Annotated in this window: 14 protein-coding genes; 13 read left to right on the top strand and 1 reads right to left on the bottom strand. The window is 28.1% G+C overall.

Annotated elements, in window-relative coordinates; genetic code table 11:
* Nucleotides 1–385: 385 nt before the first annotated feature.
* A complete protein-coding gene (locus ABUA17_RS11745) occupies nt 386–787 on the top strand; it encodes a pyridoxamine 5'-phosphate oxidase family protein (RefSeq protein ID WP_042399732.1) in 402 nt (133 codons plus the stop codon).
* Between the two features lie 50 nt (nt 788–837).
* Here the strand turns inward: ABUA17_RS11745 and ABUA17_RS11750 are convergent, their stop codons facing one another.
* Nucleotides 838–1,164 (bottom strand): winged helix-turn-helix transcriptional regulator, encoded by a 327-nt coding sequence (locus tag ABUA17_RS11750; protein ID WP_042399729.1) that lies wholly within the window; start codon nt 1,162–1,164, stop codon nt 838–840.
* Between the two features lie 350 nt (nt 1,165–1,514).
* Here ABUA17_RS11750 and ABUA17_RS11755 point away from each other — a divergent pair, with 350 nt between their 5' ends.
* The 12 genes from ABUA17_RS11755 (at nt 1,515) to ABUA17_RS11810 (ending at nt 13,932) form a co-directional block, all read left to right on the top strand.
* Entirely contained in the window at nt 1,515–2,192 is a 678-nt protein-coding gene (locus ABUA17_RS11755; protein WP_042399726.1) for a flagellar brake protein, read from the top strand.
* Nucleotides 2,193–2,431: 239 nt separating this feature from the next.
* Nucleotides 2,432–2,833: a MerR family transcriptional regulator gene (locus tag ABUA17_RS11760; RefSeq protein ID WP_042399724.1), complete on the top strand. Its 402-nt coding sequence runs from the start codon at nt 2,432–2,434 to the stop codon at nt 2,831–2,833.
* A gap of 45 nt (nt 2,834–2,878) precedes the next feature.
* Nucleotides 2,879–3,844: an alpha/beta hydrolase gene (locus ABUA17_RS11765; protein ID WP_042399720.1), complete on the top strand. Its 966-nt coding sequence runs from the start codon at nt 2,879–2,881 to the stop codon at nt 3,842–3,844.
* Nucleotides 3,837–5,255 (top strand): condensation domain-containing protein, encoded by a 1,419-nt coding sequence (locus tag ABUA17_RS11770; protein WP_078061350.1) that lies wholly within the window; start codon nt 3,837–3,839, stop codon nt 5,253–5,255. Before ABUA17_RS11765 ends, ABUA17_RS11770 begins: the two co-directional genes overlap by 8 nt.
* Nucleotides 5,256–5,269: 14 nt before the next feature.
* Nucleotides 5,270–5,515, top strand: a complete 246-nt coding sequence (locus tag ABUA17_RS11775; RefSeq protein WP_052330704.1) for an acyl carrier protein — start codon at nt 5,270–5,272, stop codon at nt 5,513–5,515.
* Nucleotides 5,508–6,065, top strand: coding sequence for a 4'-phosphopantetheinyl transferase family protein (locus ABUA17_RS11780; protein ID WP_042399717.1), 558 nt, complete (start codon nt 5,508–5,510; stop codon nt 6,063–6,065). The genes ABUA17_RS11775 and ABUA17_RS11780 overlap by 8 nt, the downstream gene beginning before the upstream one ends.
* Nucleotides 6,052–7,578 carry an AMP-binding protein gene (locus ABUA17_RS11785; protein ID WP_154821268.1) on the top strand — a complete coding sequence of 509 codons (1,527 nt, stop codon included), beginning with the start codon at nt 6,052–6,054 and terminating at the stop codon, nt 7,576–7,578. Before ABUA17_RS11780 ends, ABUA17_RS11785 begins: the two co-directional genes overlap by 14 nt.
* Before the next feature lie 233 nt (nt 7,579–7,811).
* The gene (gene speC, locus ABUA17_RS11790; RefSeq protein ID WP_042399711.1) at nt 7,812–9,962 is read left to right on the top strand and encodes an ornithine decarboxylase; all 2,151 of its coding nucleotides are present in this window, start codon (nt 7,812–7,814) and stop codon (nt 9,960–9,962) included.
* A gap of 33 nt (nt 9,963–9,995) precedes the next feature.
* Nucleotides 9,996–11,030 (top strand): XdhC family protein, encoded by a 1,035-nt coding sequence (locus ABUA17_RS11795; protein WP_154821267.1) that lies wholly within the window; start codon nt 9,996–9,998, stop codon nt 11,028–11,030.
* A gap of 268 nt (nt 11,031–11,298) precedes the next feature.
* On the top strand, nt 11,299–12,615 hold the full coding sequence (locus ABUA17_RS11800) for a uracil-xanthine permease family protein (protein WP_042402343.1): 1,317 nt from the start codon (nt 11,299–11,301) through the stop codon (nt 12,613–12,615).
* A gap of 71 nt (nt 12,616–12,686) precedes the next feature.
* A complete protein-coding gene (locus tag ABUA17_RS11805; protein ID WP_042402342.1) occupies nt 12,687–13,484 on the top strand; it encodes an FAD binding domain-containing protein in 798 nt (265 codons plus the stop codon).
* The gene (locus ABUA17_RS11810) at nt 13,474–13,932 is read left to right on the top strand and encodes a (2Fe-2S)-binding protein (RefSeq protein WP_042402340.1); all 459 of its coding nucleotides are present in this window, start codon (nt 13,474–13,476) and stop codon (nt 13,930–13,932) included. The genes ABUA17_RS11805 and ABUA17_RS11810 overlap by 11 nt, the downstream gene beginning before the upstream one ends.

The following is a 13,932-nucleotide window of genomic DNA, read 5'->3' on the forward strand; positions in this document are numbered from 1 at the left end:
TTTAACATGAACGTACCCGTATGGGTTATTTTTTTTGCAATTAATTAGTGTTGCACTTGATATTGTAATTTATCATAAGAAAAAAGTAAATAAAGTGATGGAATATACTATATATACTTTAAATATTAAGGTAAAGGTTATAGAGATTTTAAGAAATTATAATTGAAATCTGTGTATGGACCAGATAATAATATAATTTTATAGTTGATAGAAGAAACTAGATTACTTCTAGGAAACTATATTACTGAAAGGTACTTATGCCACTTTAAAGTGCGTTCTTCTCACTGCTTGGAATAATAGATATAATACAAATATAGGAAGTGGCCACCAATAATAAAATTTCTAAATTATTAATAGTATTTTCAGTGATTAAGGAGATAAAGATATGAGAGAAGTAGTTGAATTTTTACAAGAAAACCCGGTACAATACTTAGCAACAATAGGAAGAGACGGAAAAGCAAAGTGCCGTCCATTTATGTTTTGTTTTGAAAAAGATAATAAATTATGGTTCTGCACAAATAATCAAAAGGATGTATATAAGGATATACAAGTTAATCCTAAAATTGAAATTTCGGTTTCAAGTCCTAGTTATGCTTGGATAAGATTAAATGGGGAAGCGGTATTTGAAGATAATAAGGAAGTTAAAGAAGGATGTATGTCTAATCCAATTGTCAAAGGACAATATAATAGTGCTGATAATCCAATATTCGAAGTATTTTATTTAAAAGATGCACATGCTGTTATTGCTGATTTTTCAGGAAATCCACCAAAGGAATATAACCTTTAATTAATAAAAAAACAAAGTGATGCTTTTATAAGTGTCACTTTGTTTTTTTATTATATATTTTTAGATTTATAGTTCTCACCCCAGGTATACATAGCATCTAGAATTGGCTTTAAACTATAGCCTGTTTCGGTAAGAGTATATTCAACTTTAGGAGGTATCTCAGGATAAACTTTACGCACTAAAAGACCATTAGCCTCCATATTTCTAAGGTGACTAGTAAGTACTTTTTGAGTAATTCCAGTTACTGATCTCATTAGTTCATTGAATCTTTTAGTTCCAGTTAATAAATCTCTAATAATTACAACAGTCCATTTATCACTTATAAGGGATAATGTAGTTTCTACTGGACAAGCTGGTAATGGTTTTTCGTTTGACATAATAAAGCCTCCTAAAAGTATATAAAAGGATGTATAGATATTTATATACCATAATTTATTAATTTAATTTTATAATATATTAAGTATGGATTCAATAATCCACAAGAAATAATAAAATAACATAATGAGTATTGCATTTTTAGGACTTTAATATTCACAATTTTGCTAATTGATATATTAATAAGCTATTAACATTTATTTCCTTGAATTTGAATGTACTACTACATAGATATATTATAAATAAATTATTTGATTGTATATTTAATGATAATATATAATAAAAATGGAATAAATTATAATTTAAAGGTAAAATGGGTAATTATATTAGAATAAAAGAGGTAGGGGGAATTATGTTAAGCTTATTTAATAAGAATTCGATTAAAAATATTGATAAGTCGATTAAAAAATATGAACAGCAATTAAAAAATGATTTAAATTTATCATTAAGAGTAAGATATAATGGGAGGCAATACACAACATATGTTGAAAGCTTTGATGAGAGAGAAGTAATTTTTAGATGTCCAACAGATGAATATCAAATAGTTAGATTTAAAGAAGATACTATAATTAGGATAGAATTTATATCATCAGAGTCACTATATACAACAGAATTATTAATCACAAATAAAATAGTACGAGGACAAATAGTATATTATAGGGGAGAAATAAATTCACAAATACAAGAAAAACAACGAAGAAAAAGTAATAGATTACCTTTAATATTAGATTTAAAATATACTATATTACCAGCAGAAAGTGCAAAATATAGTGCTAATACTATTGATATTAGTTCAGGTGGGATGTTGATTGAGACCGATGAAAATATAAAAAGTAAGGATATACGGGTGTTATTCAAAATAGAAGGACAATCATACTCATCAAAAGCTAAGATATTAAAAAAAAGAATTAGTTATAAAAATGATACATATCTTTATAATATTAAATTTATAGGATTAAATAATAGACATATAAATCAGATTCATAAGTATGTAGCAGATAATCTTCCAGAGTCTAAAAAAGATAAATAAGAAAATAAAATTACATATTAGCATAGAAGAGAAAATAGTTAATAAAATTATTTTCTCTTTTTTATTGAAAATATTTGATAATCAAAGTAAAGGTTTAGATGACAAAAAGTATTAAAGTATTATGGATATTTCCTAGGAAATTTATCGAAAAAATCATTAATTTGATGATTAAGGAAAGAATATATTATTTGACATAGAGTACACTCTACCACTTATAATGAACTAATAGGAGGGATAAAATGGAATATTTGATTAAAGATGCATCAAAAAAACTTAATATTTCAATATATACTCTTAGATATTATGACAAAGAAGGATTAACACCATTTGTAAAAAAAGATGAAAATGGTGTAAGAAAATATACAGAAGAAGATTTAGAATGGATAAGACTGCTTATGAATCTTAGAGATATTGATATGCCTATTTCAAATATAAAAGAATATATTCAATTATATCTACAAGGTGATAAAACTATAGATGAGCGCAGAGATTTAATGTGTAGGTATACAGAATATATAAAAAAGAAAATCGAAAATACAATAAATAATTTAGAAATGGCAATACGAAAACTAAAGCAATATGATTCTGCAGTAGCAGATATATTGGATGATAAAGATTTATTTGAGTTTAATAAAAAATAATATAAGTAAATTTTGGCCAAAATTTCACTAATTGAGAGGTGTAATTTGATAAGGAAATTATTAATTGGTGGAGTAGTATGTTTTACAGTAGGAGAAGTTGCAATAGCCTCATACTTACTAAAAAGAACTTTAGTAAGGGGAAGGGCTGATGTTGAAAGAACAAAAAAGATGTCAGGAACTAATTGGGTTAAGTATATTCCTGAAATTAAAAAGAGGAAAGATTGGCTTATTAATCAAGAACATAAAGACGTTTATGTAAAGTCAAATGATGGCTTAAAATTACATGGTATATTATTTCCTAAAAACGATTCAAAAAAAATAGTTATTTGTTTACATGGATATTCAAGTAATGCAGGAATAAGTGACCATGCTGCTATATCAAAATTTTATTTAGATATGAATTTTAATATTTTAATGATAGATGCTAGAGCTCATGGAAGAAGTGAAGGAAAGTATATTGGTTTTGGATGTTTGGATAGATATGATTTATTATGTTGGATAAGTTATATTATAGAAAGATTTGGTGATGACTGTGAAATACTATTACATGGTATTTCAATGGGAGGAGCTACGGTATTAATGGCAAGTGGACTTGAACTTCCTAACAATGTAAAGGGCATTATATCTGATTGCGCATTTACTTCAGCTTGGGAAGTATTTGTTGATGTTTTAAAGGACATGTACCATATACCACCGTATCCAATAATTAATATAGCAAATAGTATTAGTAAAAGTATTGCTGGATATGGATTAAATGAATGTAATTCAGCTGAAGAAGTAAAGAAAGCAAAGGTTCCAATACTATTTATACATGGTGATAATGATACCTTTGTTCCATGTAGTATGAGTAAAGAAATATATAAAAATTGTGCTTCGCCAAAGGCATTACTTATAGTTAAAGATGCAGGACATGCTGAATCTTACTATAAGGACACAATAAATTATGAAAAAAAAGTTAAAGATTTTATAGAAAGATACTTATCAAATAAGGAAGTGATTATTAATGATTAACGAAATGACAGAGAAAAAATTATATCCATTAACATATGCACAAAAGCTACACTTTTTTACATTGAGATATTGTCCTAAAAAGCAAGTATTGAATATAGGTACAAGCTTAACTATAAAAGAAGATATTAACTTTGATATTTTAAAGGAATCTATATATGAAGCCTATTCAAGATGTGAATCTATGAGGCTTAGGTTTGTTACTGATTCAGAAGGAAATGTATTTCAATATGTAGCAGACAAGGAAGAACGAGATATTGAATTTTTTGATTTTTCATCATGGAGAATGGAAGATGCTGAGGCTAAAATGAGAGAGTGGACAGAAACTCCATTTGATAGAGAAGATAAGCCATTAAATAGGATAGTAATGATTATTACTCCGGATAATTATAAGGGAATATATTTATTAGTAGATCATATGACTATGGATGCTCAAAGCTTAATAGTTTTTATGAAGGATATAATTGAAATTTATTGCCATAAGAGATATGAAGGTGTAGAATATCCCCAAAATATGGCTTCATATATAAATCAGCTAGAAAAAGATTTAGAATATGAGGCAGGTTCTAAATTTAAGGAAAGAGATAGAGTGTTTTTTGAAAAGTTAATTGAAATGTCAGAACCGATTTACAATGATATTAATGGAATAGAAAGATTATTAGAAGAAAGACATAAACGTGGTGATGATAGTGTAAGAAATGTTACTAATGTAAGTGATAATGTAGATGCTAATATTACAGTATTTAGTTTAGAAGCAGAGCCATCACATAGATTAATAGAGTTTTGTGAAAATAATAAAGTACCGATGGTTTGTTTATTAATGATGGGTCTTAGAACTTATCTTCAGAAATTTAACTATCAAGATGATGTTTCAATAATGAGTACAGTAGCAAGAAGAGCTACAATATCAGAAAAGAAAAGTGGTGGAACAAGAGTGCATTGTTTCCCATGTAGAACAATTGTTAATAAAGAAGAAACATTTATGGAAGGCATAGAAAAAATACGAGAAGCTCAAAACAACCTGTTTAGACATGCTAATTATAATCCTGTTGAGTACTTAAATTATAGAACAAGCTTTTATAATAATGAACCAGGTCAAACTTATGAGCCACTTAGTTTAACTTATCAGCCTTTAACTATGAAAGACGTAAAACAAAGAACTGGCCAAACTATAGATTTTAGTGGTATTGATTATAAAACCAATTGGTATTCGAATGGAGCTTGTGCACATACTCTATATTTAACAGTAATGCATAGATCAAATGATAATGGATTGAACTTTAGTTTTGAATATAAAACCGGAAGAGTTACGCCAGAAAAATTAGAGTATATGTATTATTATATATGTAAGATTTTATTTGAAGGAATTAAAAATCCTTATAAGAGTATTGGGGAAATAATTGAAAGTGTATAAGTGTGGAGGTTATTATGATATTTAATAAAGTTAAAGATATATTAAGTGATTATATAGATATGGATAGTAATGAAATTAAGTTAGAAACAAGATTAGCTGAAGATTTAGGATTAAATTCTTATGAATTTATGAGTGTTATAGGAGAAATAGAAGAGGAATTTGATGTAGAGCTAGATGAAAGAGAAATAGTTAAACTTATTTCAATAGCAGATTTACTAGATTATATAAGTAATTTTAAAGAAGAAAATGTATTTGCATAAAGTAGTTAATTTAGATAAAAATCTTTCAAAGGTACAAAAAAACAAAGAACTTCATAAAGCTGCATTTAATTTATTAGAAGAAAATTTAATAAAAGAGTTTCGTTTAAAGAAAGAGGACCTGAAGTATATGATTGGTTTAAATGGAAAGCCATGTTTAAAAAAAGGTTCTCCTTTTTTTAGTATCAGTTATTGTGATAATATTGTTGTTTGTATTATAAGTGAAAGAAATGTAGGTATCGATATTGAGGATATTAAGGAAGCTAATAAATTTATAGTAAATAAAGCATTAACACAAAAAGAAAAAATTCAATTAAGTTCTTTAAACATGGATAGAAATGAATATTTTTTTAGAATATGGACTTTGAAGGAAGCATTGTTAAAAAATATAGGTCATGGATTATCTTATGGTATTAAAAATATTGAATTTGATATTAAAGATGATATTGATTGCAACTTAAATGGGTTTAGGTTTAAACAAGAAAAGGTAAGTATAAGGGATAAAGAATATATAATATCTATAGCTTGGGGGGATATTGATGAACGATATTAAAAATATGAAAGATATAATTAATTATGCAGCAAGTAATTATGGTGATAGTGTAGCATTTAAATATAAAATTAGTAAAAAAGAGATTGAAACTAGAAGTTATAGGGATTTAAAAGAGGATAGTGAAACTGTAAGTAATGCATTAAAGTCTTTAAACATGTTAGGAAAACATGTGGCAATAATAGGTTCTACATCTTATGAATGGATTATAAGTTACTTTGGGGTTGTGAATTCTGGTGGGGTGATTGTTCCCATAGATGATAAATTACCAGTAAGTGATGTGTGTGAACTTATAGAAAGGTCTGACTCAGAAGTTTTAATATATGATAATAATAGAATAGATGTAGCTAAAGCAGTTAAGGAAAAATGCCACAAAATAAAACATATAATTTCAATGACAGAAAGTCTTAATAATGAATTTGCTTTATCATTGAATGAAATAATGGGGGATAATAGGGGTCCATTTTCAATGGATATTGATAATGAAAAACTTTGTACAATATTATTTACATCAGGTACTACAGGAAAAAGTAAGGGGGTAATGCTTAATCATAGAAATCTTTCTGATAATGCAACAGTTTGTGATATGCAACTTAAACCAGGAACCGTATCAATGACAGTATTACCTATCAATCATGTTTTTTGTTTTACTATGGATATATTAAAGGGCATATATTGTGGACTTTGTATATGTATAAATGATTCTATGATAAGATTTTCTAAAAATTTAAGTTTATTTAAACCAGAAGTAATGTGCCTTGTGCCTATGGTAATAGAAGGATTGTATAACAAACTTATGGATGCTAGTGTGATGTTACCTAAAAAGCTTATTGCAGGGGCTGCTTTAGGAGGAAAACTAAAAACTATTTATAGCGGTGGTGCATATTTGAATCCAAAGTATATTGATGGCTTTAAGGCGTTTGGAATAGATGTAATACAAGGCTATGGTATGACTGAATGTTCTCCTGTAATAAGTACTAATCTACCTGGAAAAGTAAAAAAAGAATCTGTAGGGCAACTTGTAGCAAATTGTGAAGCTATAGTTGTAGATGAAGAAATATACGTAAAAGGTTCAAGTGTCATGATGGGATATTATAAAATGCCTGAAGAGACAAAAGAAACATTAGTTAATGGATATCTTAAAACAGGGGATTTAGGTTATATAGATGAAGATAATTATCTTTATATAACTGGAAGAAGAAAAAATCTTATAATTTTAGCTAATGGTGAAAATGTATCGCCAGAAGAATTAGAAAATGGACTTTTAGAGAATAGAATGCTTAAAGAAATTGTAGTTAGTGAAGAGAAAGATGTAATTAAAGCAGAGGTATTTCCAGATTATGATTATTTAGACAAAAAGAAAGTAAAAAATGTTCAAGAGGAAATTCAAAATATTGTTGATAAATATAATAGGGAATTACCAAGCTATAAAAGAATTAATAAAGTATATATAAGAAAAGATGAGTTTGAAAAGACAACGTCTCAAAAAATTAAAAGACAATATGTGAAAAAATAATAAGTAGAAGTAAGCTAGGTGATTAATCATCTAGCTATTTTTATAAAATAATGTAAATGATTATAAATATTTGACCAAAATTAAAATTATTTTTTATATATTGAGTTTATATCATTTACTTTGAAAAATGCTAACTATATAATTATGATGATAATTAATAAACTATATTATAATATATTTTACTAATTAGGTAAATTATAAATATATAAACTAAAAAGATTGGGGGAATAGGCATGAAATCATTAAAGATTGCTTGTACCGAAAGAACTAGAAATTACTTTTTTACAGATAGGGAGACCATAGAAGTTGGTACAACTGATTATACTGATGTAGCAGCTGCTGTAGTAAATGAAAGTGATATAGAAAGTATAAATGATATATATGATACAAGATTTGGAATAGAAATATTTGTATTAGCAGAAACAGATGAATTTGATAATGAAATTAAAAATAAAGTACATAAAATAATACAGATCAATGAATTGAATGAGGAAGAATTTAGTAAAGAGTTAAATAAGGTTGCAGATAAATATGAAGAAGAGATATTGCCACCATTTTTTGATGTTTTAAGTGAATATTCAAGAAGAGGAAATTTACAGTTTGCATGTCCAGGGCATCAAGGTGGTCAATATTTCATGAAGCATCCAGCTGGAAGAGCTATGTATGAATTCTTTGGCGAAAATATATTTAAATCAGATATATGTAATGCGGATGTTGACTTAGGAGATTTATTAATACATGAAGGTCCAGCTATGTCAGCTCAAACTTATGCTGCTAAAGTATATAATGCAGACAAGACTTATTTCGTAATGAATGGAACAAGTACTTCTAATTCAGTAGTAATAAATGCAATAGTTTCTCCAGGAGATTTAGTTTTATTTGATAGAAATAATCATAAGTCTATATATAATTCAGCATTAGTTTCAAATGCTGGAAAGCCAGTATATTTAGAAACTTCACGTAATCCTTTTGGATTTATAGGAGGAATAGATGCTCACTGTTTTGATGAAAAATACTTAAGAGAAGAAGCAGCTAAAGTAGATAGTGAAAAAGCTAAGGAAAAAAGACCATTTAGATTAGCTGTTATACAACTTGGAACTTATGATGGAACTATATATAATGCAAGACAAGTTGTTGATAAAATAGGGCATCTTTGCGATTATATATTATTTGATTCTGCTTGGGTTGGATATGAGCAATTTATACCAATGATGAGAGAGTGTTCACCATTATTATTAGAGTTAAAGCCTGATGATCCAGGAATATTAGTTACTCAATCTATTCATAAGCAACAAGCAGGGTTTTCACAAACATCTCAAATTCACAAAAAGGATAGTCATCTTAGAGGACAAAAACGTTATGTAGATCATAAAAGATTTAATAATGCTTATATGCTATATGCATCAACAAGTCCATTTTATCCACTATTTGCAGCATTAGATGTTAATGCAAGAATGCAAGATGGAGAGGCAGGAAAGAAACTTTGGGCAGATTGTATAAAGGTTGGAGTTGAAGCAAGAAAAGATGTATTAGAAAGATGTGAATTATTAAAACCATTTATACCTCCTGTGGTTAATGGAAAGCCATGGCAAGATTATCCTACAGAAGAAATAGCGAATAATATAGAATTCTTTAAATTCTATCCGGGAGAAAAGTGGCATTCTTTTGAAGGATATGGAGAAAATCAATATTTTGTAGACCCTAATAAGTTTATGTTAACAACTCCGGGAATAGATGTAGAAACTGGTGAGTATGAAGAGTTTGGAATTCCAGCAACAATACTTGCTAATTATTTAAGAGATCATAGAGTTGTACCTGAAAAAAATGATTTAAATTCAATATTATTTTTATTAACACCAGCAGAAAGTACTTCAAAAATGAAAGGTCTTGTAGATCATTTAGTAAGATTTGAAAATCTTATAAAAGAAGATGCTCCATTAAATGAAGTTTTACCAAAACTTTATGCTAAATATGAAGAACGTTATAAAGGATATACAATAAGAAGATTATGTCAAGAAATGCATGATTTTTATAAGAAAAATGATGCAAAAACTTATCAAAAATTATTATTTAGAAAAGATTATTTGCCAGAATATGTAATAAATCCAAATGAAGCCAGTATTGAACTAAAAAGAAATAATGCTAAGTTAGTTCCATTAAGTGATATAGTTGGAGAAATAGCATTAGAAGGAGCTCTTCCTTATCCACCAGGAGTATTTTGTGTAGTGCCAGGTGAAAGATGGAATAATGTTGCTCAAAAATATTTTTCAATTTTAGAGGAAGGAATTAATAGATTCCCAGGATTTGCGCCAGAAATTCAAGGTGTTTATCTTGAAAAAGAAGATGGAAAAATAAGAGCATATGGATATGTTTTAGATAAATAATAATTTAAATATAATAACTTCCGGGGGGCAGGTATGAAAAGGAAATTTTACAAAGTAGTAAAAGAAAATTTATTGAGTAAAAAAGATTTATTTATATTTACAATTTTAGAATCCGTTAATGATTTAGATATAGGTAAGAAAATATTAAAAGTTGATAATGAATTTATATTTGAGGATGAAAGAGATAGAGAAAAATATAAAGAGATTATTGAGAATTTAGATTTAAAAGAAACTAACAAAGTATTTGATATTAATAACTCTTATAAAATAATGCTAGAACAGATTGCATCTAAGCCTAAATTAGTTATTTGTGGTGGTGGACATATATCTTTAGAGTTATATAAAGTCGCAAAAATGTTAGATTTTAATGTTATAGTAATAGATGATAGAGAGGAATTTGCAAATACTGAAAGATTTCCATCAGCAGATAAGGTAATATGTAAGAAATTTAATGAAGCTCTTGAAGAGATAAACTATGATAATAATTCCTATTTTGTGGTTGTAACAAGGGGACATAGAGCAGACCAAATATGTATTGAATCAATTTTAAATAAAGAATATAAATATTTAGGTATGATAGGTAGTAAAGCAAAGGTAGCTAATTCAGTAAGACAGTTAGTGGAAAAAGGATATAGTTCAAAAGAAATTGAAAAAATTCATGCACCTATTGGATTAAATATAGGAGCTCAAACGCCTGCTGAAATTGCAATAAGTATAGCAGCGCAAATTATAGAAATAAAAAATAAAAGTAATTTATCAAATGTAGATGAAAAAATATTAAATACCATTAATGAAAGCAATAAAAAGATGGTATTGGTAAGCATTTTAGATAAAGTAGGTTCATCTCCTAGAGGAGTAGGTGCAAAAATGCTAGTTACAGATGATAAGAAATTGATCGGAACCATTGGTGGTGGAAGTGTAGAAAATGCTGCATACGAAAAAGCTTTAGAATTAATAAAGCAAGAAAAATCATATATTGAAAGTTATGATTTATCTAATTCAGTAGCAGCAAAGTTAGGGATGGCTTGTGGTGGAACCATAAAGGTACTTTTAGAATATATAAAGTAAAAAACGAAAAATAATCTTAAAAATTAAATTTTTTCTGAAAAAGCAAAAGACAAACTATTAAAGGTAGTTTGTCTTTTAATTTTTGTGTTTTTGCCGTTAAAATATATTTTTTAACCTAAAAATTTCAAAAAAATCTAAAAATAAATATATTTTTATACACAAATTAGAAAAAGTATGATAGAATCATGAAGTAGGATTTACGTACATTAAATATACAAAAAATAAAAAATATTCGCGATTTATATTAATACTTATAGGGGGATTTAGGATGAAAACAGGAAGTATTTATGAATTAGAAGGAAGGGTACCTTTAAAACAAGCTATTCCATTAGGTATTCAACATGTATTAGCAATGTTCTTAGGAAATGTATCACCACTTATTATAGTATGTGGGCTTTTAGATATTCCATTAGAAACAAAATCAATGTTAATCCAAAATTCAATGTTTGTTGCAGGGATTGCAACATTAATTCAATTATATCCATTTTTTAGAGTAGGAAGTGGATTACCTGTAGTTATGGGAACAAGTTCAGGATTTATAGGAACACAAAATGCTATAGGTGCAACGTATGGATATTCCGCTATAATGGGAGCTTCATTAGTTGGGGCAGTATTAGAAATGGTTTTGGGATTCTTCATTAAGCCATTAAGAAAATTATTTCCACCTATAGTAACAAGCTTGGTTGTTATTTCAATAGGACTTTCATTACTTCCGGTAGGTATTAAATATTTTGCTGGTGGAGCTGGTTCAGCTGATTTTGGATCACCAAAACATTTAATAGTTGGAACAGTGGTAATTTTAGTAATAATAGTATTACAAAACTTTACTAAAGGGTTTATAAAAACATCAGCTATTTTAATAGGAATAATAGTTGGATACATATTATCAATAGTAATGGGAATGGTTGACTTTACAGCTGTAAAAGAAGCTTCATGGATAAGTTTACCTAAACCATTTGCTATGGGATTTGAATTTAGGTTAGATGCAATTATTTCAATGGCAATAATGTATATTGCAACTACAGTAGAAACAATTGGGGATATTTCTGCAATAGCAGTAGGTGGACTTGATAGAGAAGCAACTGACAAAGAATTATCAGGTGGTGTAGTTGCTGATGGAGTTTCAAGTTTTATAGCAGCTATCTTTGGAGTTGCTCCAAATACTTCATTTAGCCAAAATGTTGGACTAGTTGCTGTAACTAAAGTTGTAAATAAATTTGTTATTATGACTGGGGCAGTATTTTTAATATTAGCTGGATTTTTCCCAAAATTGAGTGCAGTACTTTCAGTAATGCCACAATCAGTTCTAGGAGGAGCAGCAGTTATAATGTTTGCTATGATATTTGTAAGTGGATTACAGTCATTATTTAGAGAAAAGTTAGATGGTAGAAACGGCTTAATAGTTGCATTAGCAATAGGAATTGGTGTTGGAATAGGTAATGTTCCAGAAGCCTTAGCACAATTACCAACTTGGGTTAGCAACATATTTGCACAAAATGGTATAATAATGACATTCGTTATAGCAACAATATTAAATTTAGTATTACCAAAAGATAAGGTAGAAAATAAAGCAGTAAGTGTATAAAAAATATAAAAAGGGCTTATATCGAATAATTTGATATGGCCCATTTGTTATGTCTATAGGAGGAGAAAAAATTGTTTACGATTAGGAATTATGTAGTAGCAAAAAGTTTAGAAGAAGCTTATGAACTAAATCAAAAAAAGAACAATGTTATTTTAGGGGGAATAGGCTGGTTAAAGATGGGTGGAAGAAACATTCAAACTGCCATTGATTTATCAGAATTAGGATTAGACAAAATAGAGGAAGACGAAGAATATTTTAAAATAGGCTGTATGTGCACATTAAGACAGTTAGAAGTTAATGAATCTTTAAATTCTTATTTTAATGGGATAATAGCAAAATCAGTTATACATATAGTTGGAGTTCAATTTAGGAATTGCGCTACTATTGGTGGAAGTATTTATTCAAGATTTGGATTTTCAGATATATTAACAGCACTTTTATCATTAGATACATATGTAGAATTATTTAATGGTGGAATTATTCCTCTTACTAAATATAGAGACATGCCTTATGATAATGATATTTTAGTAAGAATTATAATAAAGAAAGATAATAGAAAGGCTGTTTATTTAACTCATAGAAACAGTGCAACTGATATTCCTACTTTAGCAGTTGCTATATCTAGATTAGATAATAAGTGGAATATTGTAATTGGAGCTAGACCTCAAAAAGCTATGAATGTAAATGCAACAGAAATTTTAAGTGAAGTTCCAACACAAAAAGAAATTGATGACGTAGTTAAATATGTTATAGAAAATGTTAAATTTGATAGTAACATGAGAGGAAGTAAAGAGTATAGACAAATATTAGCTAAGGTATTTATAAACAGAGGAATTTCTGAAATTACAGGAGGAAGTTATGGAAATTAAACTATGGATAAATAATAAACTTTTTCAAGACAATGTAGAAGCAGATATGTTATTAATTGATTATGTAAGAAGTAAGGGCTTCTTTAGTGTAAAAAGAGGATGTGAAACTGCAAATTGTGGTTTATGTACAGTTCATTTAGAGGGAAAACCTGTTTTATCATGCAGCACTCTTGTTATGAAGGCAAATGGAAAGAAAGTGACTACTCTTGAAGGATTAAGAGAGGAAGCAGAAGAATTTGGTGCTTTTATGGCAGATCAAGGAGCAGAGCAATGTGGATTCTGTAGCCCAGGATTTGTGATGAATGTATTAGCGATGAAAAATGAATTGGTTAATCCAACGGAAGATGAAATTAAGCATTATTTAGCTGGGAATCTTTGCAGATGTACAGGATATATGAGCCAATTAAGAGCAATTAAGAATTTCTTAGAAGCTAAAAAGGAGGACTAA

Origin of the sequence: Clostridium sp. RTP31139st1_H3_RTP31139_211217 (genome assembly GCF_040227035.1) — a bacterium.
In the GTDB taxonomy this organism is placed as follows: domain Bacteria; phylum Bacillota; class Clostridia; order Clostridiales; family Clostridiaceae; genus Clostridium; species Clostridium saudiense.

Excerpts from the sequence above, each read along its gene's own strand:
- speC (WP_042399711.1), top strand. The coding sequence starts at position 7,812 with ATGAAATCATTAAAGATTGCTTGTACCGAAAGAACTAGAAATTACTTT.
- ABUA17_RS11750 (WP_042399729.1), bottom strand. The coding sequence starts at position 1,164 with ATGTCAAACGAAAAACCATTACCAGCTTGTCCAGTAGAAACTACATTA.
- ABUA17_RS11810 (WP_042402340.1), top strand. The coding sequence starts at position 13,474 with ATGGAAATTAAACTATGGATAAATAATAAACTTTTTCAAGACAATGTA.
- ABUA17_RS11760 (WP_042399724.1), top strand. The coding sequence starts at position 2,432 with ATGGAATATTTGATTAAAGATGCATCAAAAAAACTTAATATTTCAATA.
- ABUA17_RS11785 (WP_154821268.1), top strand. The coding sequence starts at position 6,052 with ATGAACGATATTAAAAATATGAAAGATATAATTAATTATGCAGCAAGT.
- ABUA17_RS11795 (WP_154821267.1), top strand. The coding sequence starts at position 9,996 with ATGAAAAGGAAATTTTACAAAGTAGTAAAAGAAAATTTATTGAGTAAA.
- ABUA17_RS11755 (WP_042399726.1), top strand. The coding sequence starts at position 1,515 with ATGTTAAGCTTATTTAATAAGAATTCGATTAAAAATATTGATAAGTCG.
- ABUA17_RS11770 (WP_078061350.1), top strand. The coding sequence starts at position 3,837 with ATGATTAACGAAATGACAGAGAAAAAATTATATCCATTAACATATGCA.
- ABUA17_RS11745 (WP_042399732.1), top strand. The coding sequence starts at position 386 with ATGAGAGAAGTAGTTGAATTTTTACAAGAAAACCCGGTACAATACTTA.
- ABUA17_RS11800 (WP_042402343.1), top strand. The coding sequence starts at position 11,299 with ATGAAAACAGGAAGTATTTATGAATTAGAAGGAAGGGTACCTTTAAAA.
- ABUA17_RS11775 (WP_052330704.1), top strand. The coding sequence starts at position 5,270 with ATGATATTTAATAAAGTTAAAGATATATTAAGTGATTATATAGATATG.